At 71.3% G+C, this 13478-nt stretch carries 13 protein-coding genes; 8 read left to right on the top strand and 5 right to left on the bottom strand.

Annotation, left to right across the window (positions count from 1 at the left end; genetic code table 11):
- Window positions 1-2: 2 nt before the first annotated feature.
- Window positions 3-2639 carry a family 78 glycoside hydrolase catalytic domain gene (locus AB0J69_RS15280; RefSeq protein ID WP_364117194.1) on the top strand — a complete coding sequence of 879 codons (2637 nt, stop codon included), beginning with the start codon at window positions 3-5 and terminating at the stop codon, window positions 2637-2639.
- 12 nt (window positions 2640-2651) lie between these two features.
- On the top strand, window positions 2652-3569 hold the full coding sequence (locus AB0J69_RS15275) for an SDR family oxidoreductase (RefSeq protein WP_364117192.1): 918 nt from the start codon (window positions 2652-2654) through the stop codon (window positions 3567-3569).
- Window positions 3570-3603: 34 nt separating this feature from the next.
- Here AB0J69_RS15275 and AB0J69_RS15270 read toward each other — a convergent pair whose 3' ends face one another.
- Window positions 3604-4179 carry an XRE family transcriptional regulator gene (locus AB0J69_RS15270; protein WP_364117190.1) on the bottom strand — a complete coding sequence of 192 codons (576 nt, stop codon included), beginning with the start codon at window positions 4177-4179 and terminating at the stop codon, window positions 3604-3606.
- 116 nt (window positions 4180-4295) lie between these two features.
- On the opposite strand from AB0J69_RS15270, the gene AB0J69_RS15265 reads away from it, so the two are divergent.
- A complete protein-coding gene (locus AB0J69_RS15265; RefSeq protein ID WP_364117188.1) occupies window positions 4296-5132 on the top strand; it encodes an EamA family transporter in 837 nt (278 codons plus the stop codon).
- Between the two features lie 30 nt (window positions 5133-5162).
- Here AB0J69_RS15265 and uidA read toward each other — a convergent pair whose 3' ends face one another.
- Window positions 5163-6989, bottom strand: coding sequence for a beta-glucuronidase (gene uidA / locus AB0J69_RS15260; RefSeq protein WP_364117187.1), 1827 nt, complete (start codon window positions 6987-6989; stop codon window positions 5163-5165).
- A gap of 154 nt (window positions 6990-7143) precedes the next feature.
- On the opposite strand from uidA, the gene AB0J69_RS15255 reads away from it, so the two are divergent.
- Window positions 7144-7803, top strand: a complete 660-nt coding sequence (locus AB0J69_RS15255; RefSeq protein ID WP_364117185.1) for a TetR/AcrR family transcriptional regulator — start codon at window positions 7144-7146, stop codon at window positions 7801-7803.
- The gene (locus tag AB0J69_RS15250; protein WP_364117184.1) at window positions 7796-8650 is read left to right on the top strand and encodes an ABC transporter ATP-binding protein; all 855 of its coding nucleotides are present in this window, start codon (window positions 7796-7798) and stop codon (window positions 8648-8650) included. The genes AB0J69_RS15255 and AB0J69_RS15250 overlap by 8 nt, the downstream gene beginning before the upstream one ends.
- A gap of 19 nt (window positions 8651-8669) precedes the next feature.
- On the opposite strand, the gene AB0J69_RS15245 is transcribed toward AB0J69_RS15250, so the two are convergent.
- Together AB0J69_RS15245 and AB0J69_RS15240 are read right to left on the bottom strand one after the other, a co-directional pair.
- On the bottom strand, window positions 8670-9629 hold the full coding sequence (locus tag AB0J69_RS15245) for a hypothetical protein (RefSeq protein WP_364117182.1): 960 nt from the start codon (window positions 9627-9629) through the stop codon (window positions 8670-8672).
- Window positions 9630-9714: 85 nt separating this feature from the next.
- Window positions 9715-10455, bottom strand: coding sequence for a TetR/AcrR family transcriptional regulator (locus AB0J69_RS15240; protein WP_364117180.1), 741 nt, complete (start codon window positions 10453-10455; stop codon window positions 9715-9717).
- Window positions 10456-10531: 76 nt separating this feature from the next.
- Here AB0J69_RS15240 and AB0J69_RS15235 point away from each other — a divergent pair, with 76 nt between their 5' ends.
- Both AB0J69_RS15235 and AB0J69_RS15230 read left to right on the top strand, forming a co-directional pair.
- Window positions 10532-10864, top strand: a complete 333-nt coding sequence (locus tag AB0J69_RS15235; RefSeq protein WP_364117178.1) for a nuclear transport factor 2 family protein — start codon at window positions 10532-10534, stop codon at window positions 10862-10864.
- Window positions 10810-11715 (top strand): SDR family NAD(P)-dependent oxidoreductase, encoded by a 906-nt coding sequence (locus AB0J69_RS15230; protein ID WP_364117177.1) that lies wholly within the window; start codon window positions 10810-10812, stop codon window positions 11713-11715. The genes AB0J69_RS15235 and AB0J69_RS15230 overlap by 55 nt, the downstream gene beginning before the upstream one ends.
- Here the strand turns inward: AB0J69_RS15230 and AB0J69_RS15225 are convergent.
- Window positions 11697-11984 carry a hypothetical protein gene (locus tag AB0J69_RS15225; protein WP_364117175.1) on the bottom strand — a complete coding sequence of 96 codons (288 nt, stop codon included), beginning with the start codon at window positions 11982-11984 and terminating at the stop codon, window positions 11697-11699. The genes AB0J69_RS15230 and AB0J69_RS15225 overlap by 19 nt on opposite strands.
- Before the next feature lie 216 nt (window positions 11985-12200).
- Between AB0J69_RS15225 and ilvA the strand changes: the two genes are divergently transcribed.
- The gene (ilvA, locus tag AB0J69_RS15220) at window positions 12201-13451 is read left to right on the top strand and encodes a threonine ammonia-lyase IlvA (protein WP_364117173.1); all 1251 of its coding nucleotides are present in this window, start codon (window positions 12201-12203) and stop codon (window positions 13449-13451) included.
- Window positions 13452-13478 lie beyond the last annotated feature (27 nt).

Genomic DNA, 13478 nt, shown 5'->3' with positions numbered 1-13478 from the left:
GCATGGGCGCACCTTACGACCTTCGGATCGACGCCGGCGGCGACCAGTTCCCGGTCTCCGAGGAGCGGCCGTCGCTGTCCTGGAAGCTCCCGCCGACGTGGAGCGGGCAGGACGGCTACGACCTGCGGTTCCGCGTGGACGGCGAGGAGCGGGCGGTGGCCGACGTCCCCTCCGCCCGGCACCTGTTCGTCGAATGGCCGCTGCCGCCGCTGCGCAGCCGCCAGTCCGTGGCGTGGCGGGTCCGCGCCCGGCGCGGCGAGGAGGCCTCGGACTGGTCGTCCTGGCACGCCTTCGAGTCGGGCCTGCTGGACCGGGACTGGTCGGCACGCTGGATCTCCCCGCGGGAGGACGGCGAAGACCCCCGTCCCGCTCACGTCCTCGCCGGCAGCGCGCACCTGCGCGTCGACATCGCCCAGGCCCGGCTGTACGCCACCGCGCTCGGCGGCTACGAGGCGTTCGTCAACGGCACGCGGGTGGGGACGGCCGAGCTGGCGCCGGGCTGCACCTCGTACGGGGACACGCTCCACGCCCAGGCCGCCGACGTCACCGAGCTGCTGCGCGGCGGCGCCAACGACCTGGAGATCCTGCTCTCGGACGGCTGGTACCGGGGCAGCAACGGCACCTGGCGCAGGCGCGACTGCTGGGGCACGGCCACCGCGGCCCGGCTCCAGCTCCACGTCCGCTACGCCGACGGTACCGAGACGGTCGCGGTCACCGATGCGGGCTGGACCTCGCGCCCCAGCCACATCGTCGCGGCCGACCTCATGAACGGCCAGACGACCGACTTCACCGCCCCGCCCGGCACGCCCCGGCCGGTCCTGGTGGACGCCGTCACGGCACCGCCGATCAGCTACTCGCCGGCCCCGCCGGTGCGACGGGTCGAACAGCTCGCCCCGCGCTCGGTGACCCGGCACGACAACGGCGCGTACATCGTGGACTTCGGCCAGAACGCCTCCGGCTGGATCACCCTCACCGACCTCGGCCCGGCGGGCACCCGCACGGTGATCGACCACGGCGAGCACCTGGACCCCACCGGAGACCTGACCACGAGCCACCTGGACAGCCAGAGGCCGGGCGAGAGCCCGATCCCGTTCGCGCAACGCGACGAGGTCGTCTCCTCCGGCAGGCCCGGCGAGGTGTTCGAGCCCCGGCACACCGTCCACGGCTTCCGCTACGCGCGCATGTCGCGGGCCGTGGCCCCGGCGAGCATCACCATGCAGGTCGTGCACACCGACCTGCGCCCGACGGCGACCTTCGCGTGCAGCGACGACGACCTCAACCGCCTGCACGAAACCGCCCGCTGGAGCTTCCGCGGCAACGCCGTCGACCTCCCGACCGACTGCCCCACCCGCGAGCGCCTCGGCTGGACCGGCGACTACCAGATCTTCGCCCCGACCGCCGCCCGCCTGTACGACGTGGACGGCTTCAGCCGCAAGTGGCTGCGCTCGGTCCGCGACGACCAGCTCGCGGACGGCCGCGTGGTCAACTCCTCGCCGGACGCCAACCGGCTCAAGATCCACGACGATCCGATGGCGGACGCGATCACCGGCTCGGCCGGGTGGGGCGACGCCGTCGTCCTGGTCCCGTGGGTGCTGTACGAGACCTACGGCGACACCGCCGCCCTCGCCGAGAACTGGCCCGCGATGCGCCGCTGGGTCGAATGGGCGCTCGCGACCGCCCGCCACGCCCGGCACCCCTCCCGCGTCGAACGGTCGGCCGAGCCCCTGCCCCACGAGGAGTTCGTCTGGGACGGCTCCTTCCACTGGGGGGAGTGGCTGGAGCCGAGGCGACGCGCCTCCGACGGCACCCTCATCGACCCCGTGATGGCCGACCCCATCGCCTGGTACGCGGCGGACAAGGGCGAGGTCGGCACCGCCTACCTGTACCGCTCGGTCAACACCCTCGCCGCGGTGGCGGAGGTGCTGGGCCGCGCCGGCGACGCGGCCCGCTACCGCGGGACGGCGCGAATGGTACGCCAGGCATGGCAGACGGAGTTCCTGGACGCGGAGGGCCGCACGAAGGCCGGCACCCAGGCGAGCTACGTACGTGCCCTGGCCTTCGGCCTCGTCCCGGAGGAGTCGCGGGAGAAGGCGGCCCGGCACCTCGTCGACCTGATCGGCACCGCCGGCGGCCACCTCGGCACCGGCTTCCTCTCGACGGCCGACCTGCTGCCCGTCCTGGCCGACACGGGCCGTCCCGACGTCGCCTACTCGGTGCTGTACCGGCGGTCGTCCCCCTCGTGGCTCGGCATGCTGGACCGGGGCGCGACGACCATCTGGGAGGACTGGGACGGCGTGTCCGAGGACGGCACCGCCACGGCGTCGCTCAACCACTACAGCAAGGGCGCGGTCATCCGCTTCCTGCACACCCACACCCTCGGGCTGCGCCAGGCCCCGGGCTCCGCCGGGTGGGAGTCCTTCGTCGTCGCGCCCGTGCTCCACGAAGCGATCACCTGGGCCACGGGCACCTACGACAGCCCGCAGGGACTGATCACCGTCGGCTGGCGCGTCGAGGACGATCACCTGACCATCTCGGTCGACGTGCCCGGCGGCGCCCAGGCGCAAGTCCGCTTCCCGGACGGCCGCACGTTCCACGCCGGCCCGGGCCGTTTCTCCCGGCGCCGGCCCCTTTCACACTGAAGGAGATCATTCATGTCCACTGCCGATGTGTCGGGCAGATCCCTGGCCGAGCTCGTCTCCCTGCACGGGCGACGCGCGGTCGTGACCGGAGGAGGCCGAGGGCTCGGCAAGGCGATCGCGCTCCGCCTGGCCGAGGCGGGAGCCGACCTGCTGATCGGCGACATCGACGAGGAGCTGGCCGTGACCGCCGCCGGGCAGCTCACGGAACGCCACGGGGTACGCGCGATCGGCGCCGCCATGGACGTCACGGACGCGGCGGCCGTGGCCGCGGCGGCCGACCGCGCGGTCGCCGAGCTCGGCGGCCTGGACGTGTGGGTGAACAACGCCGGGATCTTCCCGAGCGTCCCGCTGCTGGAGATGAGCGAGGAAACGTGGGACCAGGTGTTCGCCGTGAACGCGCGCGGCGTCTTCGTCGGCGCGCGCGAGGCGGCCCGCCGCATGTCGGCGGCAGGCCCAGGCGGCCACCCAGGCGGCGGCCCAGGTGATGGCCCAGGTGATGGCCCAGGTGATGGCCCAGGTGATGGCCCAGGTGATGGCCGGGATGGCGGCGGGGATGGTCGCAGGGGCGGTGTCATCGTGAACATCGTCTCGACCGCCGGCTTCCGCGCGAGCGCGCCCGGCCTGGCCGCCTACGTCGGTTCGAAGCACGCCGCCCGCGGCCTGACGCGCGAGCTGGCCCTGGAGCTGGCTCCGCTGGGCATCCGGGTGCTCGGGGTGGCACCGAGCTTCGTCCCCACGGAAGGCAACATGATGATGGCGGCGGCCGTGATGCCCGACGGCGTCCCGCCGACCGACCTCATGCTCGACAGCCCGATCGGCCGGGTCGGCGTTCCTGATGACATCGCGCGCGTCGTCCTGTTCTGCGCCTCGGACCTGTCGGCCTTCATGACCGGCAGCACCTTGCTCGCGGACGGCGGCGACACCGCCTGAGCAGCGGCCGGCCGGTCACTGGAGAGCCGGGCGGTCAAGCAGGGCCGGGCGGGAGCTGGACGGTCATGATCAGACTGCAGGTCCCGGTGCCCGAGCCCCGATAGACATGCGGGACGTCACCGTTGTACGTGGCGGTCTGCCCGGCCTCGACGGCGTGCTCGGCGCCGTCGATGATCAGGATCATCCGGCCGGAGGTGACACTGACGGTCTCCACGACTCCGGCCTGGTGGGAGTCGCTGGCGTATTCCTCGTCCGGCTCCAGCTCCCAGCGCCACACCTCGACCGGGGCCGGGCCCGAGGTCGTCAGCATGAGCCGGGCCTGGCCGCCCCGTTCTCCGGTCCACAGCGGCGTGACGGCGCCCGCGGTCACGACCCGGACGCGGCCTTCGGACGGTCCCTGCATGAGGGCGGACACCGAGATGCCGAGGGTGTCGGCCAGCCGCACCAGGGTGGCCAGGTTGGGGTTGCCCTGGGCCTTCTCCAGCGCCACCAGCGCGCCCTTGCTGACCTGCGCGCGCCGGCTGAGCTCGTCCAGGCTCAGACCCGCACGGTTGCGGGCCGCCCGGACGTTGTGCGCCACCGTCCGCAGGGCTGTTGCCGTCTCGGCCATCTGATCACCATCCTCACAGCTGGACCACTTCAATGCACCATGCGGTCGTTTGATTAACCCTACTCGGTCAATCTATTGTACGCTCTGGTCGTTGTACTGGTAGTGAAGGATGTGCTGTGATCGCTCTCATGCTGGCCCTGGGCAGCTCGCTCGCTTACGGGTGCGCCGACTTCCTCGGCGGTCTCGGTGCCCGCAAGGCTCATGTGCTGCGTACCGTGATGATCGCCGCCCCGGCCAGTCTCGCGATCGAGCTGCTGCTGTGGCCGGTCCTCGGCGCGTCGTTCAGTGCTGGGGCCCTCGGCTGGGGTGCCGCCTCGGGGGTGGCCTCGGCCGCCGCGTTCGCCCTGCTCTACCGCACCCTGGCGATCGGTCCGATGAACGTGCTGTCGCCGGTGACCGCGCTGGTGTCCGCCGTGCTGCCCGTCGGCGCGGGTCTGCTGCAGGGCGAGCACCTGTCCGCCGCCGGGCTGGTGGGCCTGCCGCTCGCGCTCGTGGCGGTGGTGCTGATCAGCGCCGGGCACGGCGCGGGCGCGGCGCGCCCCTCCCGCGCCGCGCTGCTGCTGGCCTTCGGTGCGGGCGCCGCGATCGCCCTTCAGCTGATCTTCCTGCATCAGGCGCCGTCCGACAGCGGGGTGGCTCCGCTGATCGTGGGCCGGGCCGTCTCCTCGGCCCTCACCCTGGCCGCGGCCGGGCTTATGCGCCGCAAGCTGGGTCCCGAGCGGCCCGCCTACGCGATGTCGGCCGCCGCGGGTGCGCTGGACTCCGTGGCGAACCTGCTGTTCCTGCTCGCCTCCCGCAGCGGGGACCTCGCCGTCGTCGCCGTGATCGTCGCTCTCTACCCGGCTGGCACGGTCCTGCTCGCCCGTGGCGTGCTCGCCGAACGCGTCGGTCGCGGCCAGCTCGTCGGCCTGGGTGCCGCCGCGGTCGCCGTCAGCCTCCTCGCCCTGACCTGACCGAAGCCGCCCGGCGGCACGCGACGGCCTTCAGGAGGCGTACGGCCCCGAGGAGCCCCGCCGGTCCTCCGTGCCCGCCGGTTTGCGGCCGGCGAGCGCCGTCCAGCGGGCCCGCAGCGCGTGGGCCGCGGCCTTGGGCCTGCGGTCGCGGGTGAACACGCCCTTCCTGTTGCCGTCCACACGGTGGATGCCATGGGAGGTCTGGAAGTCGGCGAAGTTCCACACGTGCTCGCCGACGAACGCCTCGATCCGGTCGAACACGCGGTGGTTCATCGCGAGGTACGCCTGCTGGTACTCCTCGGTCCACGGGGTGTCCCACACCGAGTGCAGGCCGGGCAGGGTGTCGGCGCCGTACTCGCTCATCATGATCGGTTTGCCGAACTTCTCCGCCCAGCCGCGCAGGTCGTGCTCCAGGTAGGTCTCGGCGGTGGCCAGGTCGCCGGTGGCGATGTACCAGCCGTAGTAGCGGTTGACGCAAAGGACGTCGAACAGATCGGCGATGCGGTCGTTCTCGTGCGTGGCGAAGATGACGGCGGCGTAGCAGACCGGACGGGTGGGGTCGAGTTTGCGGGTCAGCTCCACCAGCGGCTCGAAGTACTCGCGGGCGCCCTCTTCGGCGGAGGACGGCTCGTTGGCGACGCACCACATGACGACGCTGGGATGGTTCTTGTCGCGGGCGACCAGTTCGCGGATCGCCTGGGCGTGCGCCTCACGGGTGGCCTCGCCGAAGGTCTCCGGCGAGAAGGTCGGCCGGGGCGGCACGCCGGAGAGCCCGCCCTGCACCGCCAGGTTGAGCCCCACGGCCGCGGTCTCGTCGATGACGACGATGCCGTGCCGGTCGGCGAACTCCATCACCTCCTCGGCGTAGGGGTAGTGCGAGGTGCGGAAGGAGTTGGCGCCGATCCAGTCCATGAGCTGGAAGTCGTGCACGAGGTAGGCGTCGTCATGGCCCTTGCCGCGCACCGGCGAGTCCTCGTGCTTGCCGAAGCCGGTGAAGTAGAACGGCTCGCCGTTGATGAGGAACCGCGTGCCGCGGACCTCGACGGTGCGCACGCCGAACGGCTCGGTGCAGGTGTCGACCACCCGGTCCCCGTCGAGCACCTCGACCACCAGGTCGTAGAGGTAGGCCGCGCCGGGCCGCCACAGCGTCACGTTCTCGATCCGGAGCACGCCGTTCGCGCCCTCGGCGGCGGCGACCTCCGTTCCCGACGCGTCCACGGCACGGACCCGGACGTGCCCGGGGGCGCTGGTCCGGACGGAGTAGGCAACGGTCCCGGAGCCCGCCTCGACGCCGGTCACGATCGTGATGTCCTCGACGTGCACGTCGGGGACGCTGCGGAGCCACACCGAGCGGGCCAGCCCGGCGTAGTTGTAGAAGTCGTGCAGGTAGGTCTGCTGCCGCCGCCCGTCGCGCGTGACGGTGATCGTGCCGGGCGGGATGGTGCGGCCGGTCAGCTCGTTGTTCACGCCGATGGTGAGCCTGAACTCCGCGCCCGGCGTCACCTGCTCGGTGATGTCGGCCTCGAACGGCGTGTAGCCGCCCACATGCTCGGCGACCAGTACGTCGTCGACGTAGACCCTCCCTTCGTGCGTGGCGGCGTCCACGCGCAGGAACACCCGCTCGCCCGTCCAGCCGCGCGGCACGCGCACGGTCCGCTGATACCACACCCAGCCGACATGATCGCGGATCGCGGAGTCGGTGAACAGGTCGTTGTAGCTCGCCGGCACCGCGGCCTCGAGCGGGGTGTCGAGCGTCCCGCTCCACGGCCGCTCGCCGGCGGCGGAATCGACCGCGAACCGCCACAGACCGTCCAGATTGACCAGCTCACGGGTGGCGGTGGCACGTGGCCTCAACATCGCGATGCCTCCTTGGCGCGTCTTTGACGGCCACCCTAGCATCGAAAATCGAATTGGAATACGAGTTTCAAGGGAAGGTTCCGGCGACTACCCAAGCGGATAGTTTCTTGACGCGATGCAGCAGTAAGCTGTCCATGCGAATAGGAGTGGCGACATGACGACAGCAGCAGCTCCCGAAGACCTGACCGCGCGGGCGCGCATCAGGGACGCGGCCATCCAGCACTTCGGCGAACTCGGCTACGAGCGGGCGTCCCTGCGCGGCATCGCCGAGACGGCCGGGGTCTCGCCCGGTCTGGTGCGTCACCACTTCGGGACCAAACAAGGCCTGCGCGAGGCCTGCGACGAGCACCTGATCAAGACGATCCGCCAGACCAACGACCATGCCAGAGCCGGCTTCACCTCGGGTGCGCTCGATTCGGTGCTCGCCGCGCGCGCGGTCCCCGAGTCCCAGCGCCGTTACATGATGCGGGCGCTGGCCGAGGGCTCGGCGGGCGCTCTGTTCGACGAGCTCGTACGGCTGACCGTGCCGTGGCTGCTCGAAGCCGACCGGAGCCGGCCCGATCCCCCCGCCGTCGACGTGCGGATCCGCGCGGCCATCGCCACGTCGATGGCCCTGTCCGTCGGGATCCTGCACGAGCACCTGTCACGGGCGATCGGCGCGGACGTGTCCAGTCCGCGCGGCGACCGCCTGCTCGCCAGAGGGCTCGTCGACCTCTATTCGCACCCACTCCTCAGCCTCGAGGACGCGCGCCGGATCCAGGCCGCGCTCGACGAGGCCGAGCGCACATCCCCGAAGGAGAATCACGATGACTGACGCCATCGCGGTGTCCGGTCTGGTCAAGACATTCGGTACGAGCCGGGCACTGAACGGCCTGGACCTCAGGGTCGGCACCGGCGAGGTGCACGGGTTCCTGGGGCCCAACGGCGCGGGCAAGACGACGACCATCCGCGTGCTGCTCGGCCTGCTGCGGGCCGACGCCGGGACGGTGAGCCTGCTCGGCGGCGATCCCTGGCGGGACGCCGTACGCCTGCACACCCGGCTGGCCTACGTGCCCGGCGACGTGAGCCTGTGGCCGAACCTCACCGGAGGGGAGGCCATCGACCTGTTCGGCCACCTGCGCGGTGGGCTGGACAGAGCCCGGCGCACGGAGCTGGTCGAGCGCTTCCAGCTGGATCCGACCAAGCGCTGCCGCACGTATTCCAAGGGCAACAGGCAGAAGGTGGCGCTCATCGCCGCCTTCGCCTCCGACGTCGAGCTGTTCGTCCTCGACGAGCCCACCTCCGGCCTGGACCCGCTGATGGAGGCGGCCTTCCAGCAGACCGTCCGCGAGGTGAGCGTTCGCGGGGCGACCGTCCTGCTGTCCAGCCACCGAGGCGGTGCGCGACCTGTCACCGTTCACCCACGTGCCCCCGATCCCGGCGGCTGCCGTGACGGCCGGGCCGCTCGTCGCGCTGGTCATCGCGGCCACCGCACTGACGGCGGCCGGGCTGGCACTGTTCCGGCGCAGAAGCCTGGCCTTGTAGTCCCACGGCGGAGCCTGGGCCTTGTAGTCCCACGACGGTCGGCCCGCCGCCCTGGTGGTCTCCGCCGGGCTGTATCGGTGGCCTGCGGGCCCGGCTCACCGGCGATACCGGTGGGCCGGGGACCGGGAGAGGGCTGAACGCCCGGGGGCCTGAGCCCTACTCCGCGAGGCTTCCGCAGGTGAAGCCCTTCTTACGGTCGGGGGGCCACATCTGGACCTCGGTCAGGATCGTGCTCTCGGAGAACTTGCGGAAGGTCAGCGCCTTGTCGCAGTCATAGATGGCGTACCCTCCCTCGCGCTCGCCGAGCACCATCATCCAGCGGCTGTCGTACAGGGGCTTGCCGCTGCTGTCCTGGAGTTTGGCCCACTGCGTCTGGAAGCCGACGGCGTCCAGCAGGGCGGTGGACTCCCCCTTCTCCAGCACCGCGATCGCACCGTAGATCATCTGAATCATGAGAAGGTAGCCGAGCCCGATCCCGGTGAGCGCCCCGACCAGCACCTTCAGCCCCGCTCGGCCCATCGGTTTGCGGCGCAGCAGGCGGAAAGGCACGAGGTAGGCCAGCACACCGATCCCGGCCGCGACGAGCACGTCACTGGCTTCGACGGACACTTTTGCGGTGGGATCGGCGGCGTCCAGAGCGGTCACGAAGTACATCCAACCCAGATAGGACGCACCCGCCCATGCCGCTGCGAGCGCGGCGATGATCCACGGCTGCTCCCGGGTCCGCTGTACGGCCCGGCCCACCAAGCCGCGCGTGATCACGTTCAGCAGCCAGCCCAGGCTGATGAGGATGCCGACGACGATGGCGCCGAGGATCAGCAGGGGCAGCAGCGTGCCCAGCAGCCGGCCCAGCAGCACCGACTGGTCGATGCCCGCCTGCTCGGGGGTGATGCCGAAGATCGCGTACATGCCCTGGTAACCCATGTAGAGCAGCGCGTACAACGTCACGCCGAGCGGGACGACGACTGATCCCACCTTTTCGAGCAGGTCGAGCACGCCCACCCTGTCGTCGTCCTCCTGGCGCGGGCCCCCTTCCGCGGGCTCTGCCTCCGCGGGAGGCAGTAAATCGGAAATCTCCTGACTGGGAGAGTTTTGTGTATAGGGCGGAAAAGTCATGGGCGGAAGCATAGGGCGATGGCCTCCTTGTTGCGATCTGGAGGCCCGCGCCGGAGCCCGCGTTCGGTGCTCGGGCCAGGCCGGGTCAGGCCGGATCAGGCCGCGATCCGGACCCGGCGAGCCGGTCCAGCAGCTCGCGGAGCAGGCCGTGCTCGCCGGCCGTCAGCCCTGTCGGGTCTTCGTCGACAAGCGTGCGCAGCGTCAGCGCCGCGCCGGCCCGCGTCACCGCGGCGGCCGCCCGGTCGAGTGCCGGTTGTCTCGCGGTCGGGTGGAGGACGGCGGCCAGCGCCGCTTCGCGGACGCGATCGGACAGCCCCATGTCGCGTTCACCCTCGGGCTGGGTGATCAGCGACAGGGTGGTCCCGACGTTCGCGGCCAGGATCTGCTCGGCCGCGTCGTCCACGGGGACGCCCAGCAGGCCACGGCGGGCGACCTCGGTCAGCAGCTCCCGCAACATGGCGTGCGCGGGCGCGGTGATGGCGCAGGGCCTGCCCGGCTCGACCTGCCCGTACAGCAGCGCGTAGAAGGTGGGGTGATCCAGCCCGAACCGCACGTGACGCTCCCAGCCCTGACGGATGTCGTCCACGGGGTCGGCGGAGCCGCTGGAGGCATGCGGCTGGACGTACTGGGTGAACCCGTGGTTGAGCACCGCGTCGATCAGGCCCTGCTTGTTGCCGAAGTGGTGGTAGAGCGTCGGCGCCTGAACGCCGGCGCGCTCGCACACGGCGCGGGTCGACAACGTGCGTTCGCCGGAGCCGTCCAGCAACTCGGCGGCGGCGAGCAGCAGCCGGTCGCGAGCGTTGCCGCTCCGTCCTCGAGTGGTCATATCGCTATAGTAGCTTCTGTAGCGCTACATTGCTTCGTATAGCCAAAGTAGCGAACCTGACCCTAAAGGAGAGCTCATGAACGTCGCCGTACCCGGTGCCGTGGCCCGCTATTTCGAGGCCGACGCGCGCCGCGATCCGGACGCCATCGTCGCCCTGTTCACCGAGGACGCCGTGGTCACCGACGAAGGCCGGACGCGGCGCGGGGCCGAGGAGATCCGGGCCTGGCGAGAAGGCGCCGCGTCGCAGTACCAGTACACGACCGAACTGCTCGGCGCCGAGGTCGCCGACGAGGACACCGTGCTGGTCACCGGCCGCTTGGAGGGCAACTTCCCGGGCGGCACCGCGGTGCTGAAGTGGCGCTTCGCCCTCGCCGACGGCCGCATCCGCCAGCTGGAGATCGCGCCTTGAAGACCTGGTACATCACCGGTGGCACTCCCGGCGGTTTCGGCATGGCCTACGCCGAGGCCGCGCTGGAGAGCGGCGACCGCGTCGTGCTGACCACGCGCCGCCCGGAGGAGCTGCGCGACTGGGCCGCGTCCCACCGGGAGCGGGCGCTCGTCCTTCCGCTCGACGTCACCGACACGCAGCAGATCCGGCAAACCGTGGCCGAGGCCGAGAGCCGCTTCGGCGGCATCGACGTCCTGGTCAACAACGCCGGTCGCGGGTGGTACGGCTCTGTCGAGGGCATGGACGACGCCGCACTACGGAAGGTCTTCGAACTGAACTTCTTCTCGGTGCTCGCGCTCACCCGCGCCGTGCTGCCCGGCATGCGCAGCCGCGGGAGCGGCTGGATCGTCAACATGTCCTCTGTCGCCGGCCTGGTCGGAGTCCTGGGCTTCGGCTTCTACACCGCGGCCAAATTCGCCGTCGAGGGGCTGACAGAGGTGCTGCGCCAGGAAGTGGCGCCGTTCGGTGTCAAGGTGCTCGCGGTTGAGCCTGGCGCTTTCCGTACGCGCGCTTATGCGGGCTTCGCCGACGAACCGGTGGAAGAGAGCATCCCGGACTATGGGCCGATGCTCGCGACGGTGCGCGCCGGCATGATCGCCCAGGACGGCAGGCAACCCGGCGATCCCGACCGTGGCGCCCGGGCCGTCATCGCCGCGATCAACCAGCACGACCCGCCCAAGCGGCTCGTGCTCGGGAGCGCGGGATACGACGCGGTGGCGGGCCACCTGGACGACATGATCGCCGAACTCCATGGCCAGGAGGCCCTGGCGCGCAGCGTGGACTTCCCGTCGATTCAGCAGGGCAACGGGTAGCGCGGCGGCGAACGGGCCCAGACTGCCGTCTCGCCCTGGGGGATGCCGCAGTTCAGGACGGTGCGCGTGGCAGGGGTGAGCCCGCCGGTCAGGGCCCGCTCGACCCCGGTGGCGGCCGAGCCGCTGGGCGGCACGCAGATCACGTTGACCGCCTGGTCGTCCGGGCCTTGCGGTACGGCTGTACGGCGCAGGCCTACCCCGTACAGCCGTACCGCGCCGGGCGCCGGCGGAGCCGCGCTCCGCCTGCGCGACCTGCCCGCCGTGCGCACCGGGCACGTCGGCTCACTTGCCGAGGAAGCATCCTGGGCTCTGCAGTCTTCTGGCTGAGGGAGAGGTGCCACAGGAATAGCATGCCTGGTGGGGCCGTTGTGGCCGGTGTGCGCGCGTGGCGGGCACCGTGGCCAGTGATCGCGTGTTCGGTCGCCACCACCACCAGGGGAAACCCCGCTGACCGTCCTTGATCCACTGCAGTGCCGGGAGTGTGCATGACCGACCGCCTCACCGCCGTCATGATCAGCCAGGCGGCCGAACGGTTGCGGCCGGTGATCCGCCGTACCGCGCTGGAGCCGAATGAGCGGCTGTCCGGCCTGCTCGGTGGCCAGGTGCTGCTCAAGCGCGAGGACGCGCAGGTCTGTCGCTCCTACAAGGTGCGCGGAGCGTTCAACCTGATCGCCTCGCTCACGGAGGAGGAACGGCGGCGCGGCGTGGTCTGCGCGAGCGCGGGCAACCACGGGCAGGGCGTCGCGTTCGCCTGCGCGCGTCTGGGGATCAGCGGTCGCGTGTACGTCCCGTCCACCACGCCCCGGCAGAAGCGCGAGCGCATTGCGGCGCTCGGCGGCGACCGGGTGGAGGTCGTGGTCGGCGGCGGCACCTACGACGAGGCGAGCAACGCCGCCCACATCGACAGCGAGCGCGCCGGCGCGATCTACGTGCATCCGTTCGACGACGTCCGGACGATGGCCGGCCAGGGCACGGTCGGCCTGGAGATCCTCGCCCAGTGCGCGGAGGCGCCGGGCACCGTGGTCGTCCCGGTCGGCGGAGGCGGCCTGATCAGCGGCATCGCCGTCTGGCTGCGCGAGCACTCCCCCGGCACCCGCATCGTGGGCGCCGAACCCGCCGGAGCGGCCAGCATGAGCGCCGCCCTCGACCACGGCGGGCCCCTCGCCCTGCCCGAGCTGGACACCTTCGTGGACGGCGCCGCCGTCGGGAGAGTGGGAGACGCCACCTTCCCCCTGGTCAAAGACCTGGTCGACGAGGTTGTCGCGGTCGACGAGGGTGCGGTCTGCACCGAGATGCTGGACCTCTACCAGGCCGACGGCATCATCGCCGAACCCGCCGGCGCCCTCGCGGGCGCCGCGGCGCGCGAGCTCCTGCCGCACGCCCCCGAAGGGCCGGTCGTGTGCGTGGTGTCGGGCGGCAACAACGACGTCAGCCGATACAACGAAGTGCTTGAACGCTCTCTCGTGCACATCGGCCTGCGACACTACTTCCTGGTGACCTTCCCGCAGCGCCCCGGCGCCCTGCGCCACTTCCTGGACGAGGTCCTGGGCGAGGGCCAGGACATCATCGCCTTCGAGTACGTCAAGAAGAACAACCGCGAAACCGGCCCGGCACTCGTCGGCATCGAACTCGAACGGCCCGGCGACCTCGACAGTCTCCTGCTCCGGATGAAGGCCAGCCCGCTCACGGTCGAGCGCATCCCTCCGGGCTCGCCCCTGTTCACGTTCATTCTCTGACCTCCGTCGAGGGTGGCCGGGCCCGGC

Source organism: Nonomuraea sp. NPDC049709 (assembly GCF_040674815.1).
GTDB lineage: Bacteria > Actinomycetota > Actinomycetes > Streptosporangiales > Streptosporangiaceae > Nonomuraea.
This window is presented reverse-complemented; position numbering and strand designations above follow the sequence as displayed.

What these genes read in the sequence shown, in the direction of transcription:
- AB0J69_RS15280 (WP_364117194.1), top strand. Translation starts at nt 3, where the DNA reads ATGGGCGCACCTTACGACCTTCGGATCGACGCCGGCGGCGACCAGTTC.
- AB0J69_RS15275 (WP_364117192.1), top strand. Translation starts at nt 2,652, where the DNA reads ATGTCCACTGCCGATGTGTCGGGCAGATCCCTGGCCGAGCTCGTCTCC.
- AB0J69_RS15270 (WP_364117190.1), bottom strand. Translation starts at nt 4,179, where the DNA reads ATGGCCGAGACGGCAACAGCCCTGCGGACGGTGGCGCACAACGTCCGG.
- uidA (WP_364117187.1), bottom strand. Translation starts at nt 6,989, where the DNA reads ATGTTGAGGCCACGTGCCACCGCCACCCGTGAGCTGGTCAATCTGGAC.
- AB0J69_RS15255 (WP_364117185.1), top strand. Translation starts at nt 7,144, where the DNA reads ATGACGACAGCAGCAGCTCCCGAAGACCTGACCGCGCGGGCGCGCATC.
- AB0J69_RS15250 (WP_364117184.1), top strand. Translation starts at nt 7,796, where the DNA reads ATGACTGACGCCATCGCGGTGTCCGGTCTGGTCAAGACATTCGGTACG.
- AB0J69_RS15245 (WP_364117182.1), bottom strand. Translation starts at nt 9,629, where the DNA reads ATGACTTTTCCGCCCTATACACAAAACTCTCCCAGTCAGGAGATTTCC.
- AB0J69_RS15240 (WP_364117180.1), bottom strand. Translation starts at nt 10,455, where the DNA reads ATGACCACTCGAGGACGGAGCGGCAACGCTCGCGACCGGCTGCTGCTC.
- AB0J69_RS15235 (WP_364117178.1), top strand. Translation starts at nt 10,532, where the DNA reads ATGAACGTCGCCGTACCCGGTGCCGTGGCCCGCTATTTCGAGGCCGAC.
- ilvA (WP_364117173.1), top strand. Translation starts at nt 12,201, where the DNA reads ATGACCGACCGCCTCACCGCCGTCATGATCAGCCAGGCGGCCGAACGG.